Genomic DNA, 3,687 nt, shown 5'->3' with positions numbered 1-3,687 from the left:
CACCCGCCGACGCCACTCCTGGTGCGGCCACCAGTCCCCGTCCACCTACGAGGCCCACCGGGCCGCTACGCTGCCAACCGCAGCATAATCAACCAACACCGTGTCCACGATCCGGGGCGAAGGCCCACCCGTGAGTACTCGTCCGGATCACTCGATTCGGGAACCACGCGAGCCGTGCTCGCCGAGGGTTGAAACGCGGAAGGGGGCTGGGCCAGACTGACGTCTGGCCCAGCCCCCTTTCACGGGTGAAGTCGGATACCGCCGTGGACTACCGGCGGCGCCTACGGGCAACCATGATGACTCCCGCACCGATCAGCAGCAGCGCCAGGCCTCCGGCCAGCGCGGCCGCCACGTTCGCACCGGTGTTGGGCAGCTTGCCACCCGGCTGACCGGGTTGGCCAGGCTGACCCGGCTGACCCGATTCGGTCGGCTGGGAGGTCGGCTGGTCCGGCACCTTGTCAATGGTGTTGGTCAGCGACACCTCCGCGGTGGTGCCGTCGCCAATGGTCACCGTGTCGGTGCTGAACTTCGCGCCCTGCCACTCGCCGCCTTCGACTGCCGCCGGGGCGGCCTCCTCGAGCGAGACCTTCGCACCGAACGGGATCTCCCCGCTGGTCACGGCCTTGCCGTCGGCCTTGACCTCGAGCGTTCCCTTACCGGCCTCGTAGCCCTCGCCCGCCGGGTAGGAGTAGGCGACCGTGAAGGCGGTGTCGGGCGCGACCAGCTGTGCGCCGGAGCCCTCAACCTTCTTCGCGACGCTGAATTGGCCCGAGTTGAGATCGATCGGGTTGTCCAGAACGACCTCGGCCGTCTTGTCCTTGCCGATCGTCACGATATTGCCGTCCTTGAACGTGGGCGTGCCCCACGTGCCGCCCTCGACCTTCGTCGGGGCGACCTCGTCCAGGGTGACGACCGCGCCCGCGGGCAATCCGCTCACCAGCGAGGCCTTCTCACCGGACTTGACCGTCACGGTGCCCTCGCCGGCATCAAAGCCGTCGCCACCCGCGTACGAGTACTTGACGGTGAACTCGGTGCCGTCGGCTACGAGCGACTTGCCGTTGCCGGAGACGGTCTTCTCGATGCTCAGACCGCCCAGGTCCCGCTCGATTGCGTTGGTCAGCGTGACCGAGGTGGTGACCTTGTCACCGATGGTGAACTCGGACTTGTCGAATGACGTGGACGTCCAGGTGCCGCCGGCCGTTGCCGGAGGCGTGGCCTCGGACAACGTTACCTTTGTCCCCTGGGGCAGCGGATCGGCGGTCACGGCCTTGCCGTCGTTCAGCACGGTCAATGTGCCGCTGCCCTTGCTGGGATCCGCGTGCAACTTCTCCGGCAACTCATAGGTGTAGTCGACGGTGAACGCGACATCGGAGCCAACGAGGTCCTTGCCGTCCCCGACAACCTTCTTCTCAACCGAGAAGTCGCCGTTGTTCCACGACACCGGGTTGTCCAGGTTGATGGAGACGGTCGTGTCCTTCGCGATCGTGAACTCGGTCTTGTCGAACTTCGGGTCGCCGAACGCGGCCCCGTCGGGGTCGGTAGCCTTGAGTTCGCTCAATTTCACCGTGGCGCCGGCGGGGATGTCCACGCTGGGCTCGGAGGTTTCTCCCGCCTTGACCTTGAGGTCGCCCTCACCGCCAGGGAAGCCGTTGATGGCGTCCCACGCGTAGTGCACAGTGAACTCCGTGCCCTCGGGCACCAGGTCCTTGCCGTTACCGGACAGGGTCTTCTTCACGGTGAAGTCGCCCGTGTCCTGGGTGATCCTGTTGGTCAGCGTCACGAGATCGGCAGATTCGTCGTCGCCGATGGTCACGGTGTTCTGAGACAGCTTGGGCGCGGCCCATGTGGCACCGGGAATGGCAGCCGGAGTGGTCTCCTGCAGCGTGACCTTGGCACCGACGGGCAGTTGGTCGCTGCTGACGGCCTCGCCGTTGCCCGGCAGCTCAAGCGAGCCGAAGCCGGCGGCGAAACCCTTGGCCGGATCGGCCGGGTAGCTGTAGTTCAGCGTGTATGTCGCGTCGCCGGACAGTGGAACGTCGTCGGGGTTCTGCACGACCTTCTTGGCCTGGAACGGCGCCCTCTTAAGCTCCGCCTTGTTCTGCAGGGTGAACTTCGTGGTGGTCCCCAGCTTGTCACCCTCTACTTTCACGGTGACGCTGTCGGCTTTCTTGCCCTCCGCATCCACGAAAACCGGGGTGGACCATGTGACATTGTCCGGACCCGCGGGCTTCACCTCGGAGAATGTCACCGAGGTGCCCGAGAAGAACTCCCGGTTGACCGTCTGACCGGACTTGATGGTGAGGTCGCCCTCCGCCGTCTCCGTTCCGGTCGCCTTGAAGTGCACGGTGAAATCCGGATTCAGGGTGGTGTCGCCCGCAAGATCCTTCGTGATGGAGATGCGGCCGAAGTTCGTACCGATCACGTTTGCGCTCGAGATGTAGCGCGTCGCACTGCCCTGGACGGTCTTTTCGTCCTGTCCCTCGATCGTGTACTTCGCCGCGTTGGTGAACTGGCGGTTGCCCTCGCTGTCGAGCGTGCCCGGCGACTTGACCTTGACCTTCCACTGCACCTGGTAGAAAGACCCTTCGGTGCCCGTCGAGTTGTCTCCGTCCGGATGCGTGCCCGCGCCCTTGCCCGGGCCGGTGGTAAAGCTTGCGGTCTTGCCATCGGGACTCCAGTCCACGCCGGCGGACTTGGTCGCCCAGCCCGCAACGGTTTGCCGGTCCCATTCGTTGTACTTGAGGTAGCCGGCCTCCCGCACCCGCGGATACGTATCGTCCTTGACCAACTCGTAGTTGGTGCCGTCGATGCCGTCGTCGGTGACGGAGACCTTCTTGCCGACGTCCATGCCGTTCGTGCCTGCGGGAAGCTGCACGGTCCACACGATCGTGTCGGTGGCGTTGTCGTAGCTGCCCCACTTGCCGGCGCCCTGTCCGCCGAATTCGCAGTTCACGGTGCACCAGTTGGGGTTCTTTTCGACCGTCACCTGCTGCGTGTTGGAACCGAAATCGAAGGTGTGGTTTTCGTCGGTCCGGTTCTTGAACGTGGTTTGGGCAAAGAACGTCACGGTGCCGTGTACACCGACAGGATGGGTTTTGAGGTACTCCTCGCTGACCTCGCAGTGCACCTTGCCGCTGGTGACCGTGCACTCTCCCATCTCGGCGCCGCTCTCATCCGTCATGCCGAACGTGTCGGAGTAGCCCTGGATGCCCTCCGGCAGTTCCAGGTCGACGGTGACAGGTGCTTGCGCATTGTCCGCAACGGACCACTCAACGTCGAGCTTCTGCCGCGACCCGTCCGGGAACGAATCGTTCTGGAAGGCGACGTGGTCAATCTTGGCAGCGGTGCCATCGGCAGCAGTCGCCGCAGCGGGATTGACAAGAACACACACCGACGCGACAAGCGCCAGTGCGATCAATAGGACAAACGGCTTCACACGTCTGAGCACGGTGCCATGTGACCTGCTTGGGGGTGGAATTTGTACTTGTTTCATCGTATTGCAGTTTCCTCTCGCATTGGCCCACTCTGACCTGACTTTCACAATTATAGTGCGGGACTGAGGGACTGATGCACGATCAGGTGTCACATGATCTGTGGCGCCGTGCGGCGTTGCAGGGAAGGATGTGCGCCATGCCCGCTCCCTATCCCCAAGAGTTCCGTGAGGACGTCGTCCGCGTCGCGAGGAAC

1 protein-coding gene is annotated in these 3,687 nt (G+C 64.1%); it reads right to left on the bottom strand.

Annotated elements, in window-relative coordinates; translation table 11 throughout:
- Positions 1-268: 268 nt before the first annotated feature.
- Positions 269-3,436 carry a DUF5979 domain-containing protein gene (locus GSY69_RS13570; protein ID WP_160954363.1) on the bottom strand — a complete coding sequence of 1,056 codons (3,168 nt, stop codon included), beginning with the start codon at positions 3,434-3,436 and terminating at the stop codon, positions 269-271.
- Positions 3,437-3,687 lie beyond the last annotated feature (251 nt).

This window comes from Brevibacterium rongguiense, assembly GCF_009857845.1.
GTDB classification, from domain to species: Bacteria; Actinomycetota; Actinomycetes; order Actinomycetales; family Brevibacteriaceae; genus Brevibacterium; species Brevibacterium rongguiense.
This window is presented reverse-complemented; position numbering and strand designations above follow the sequence as displayed.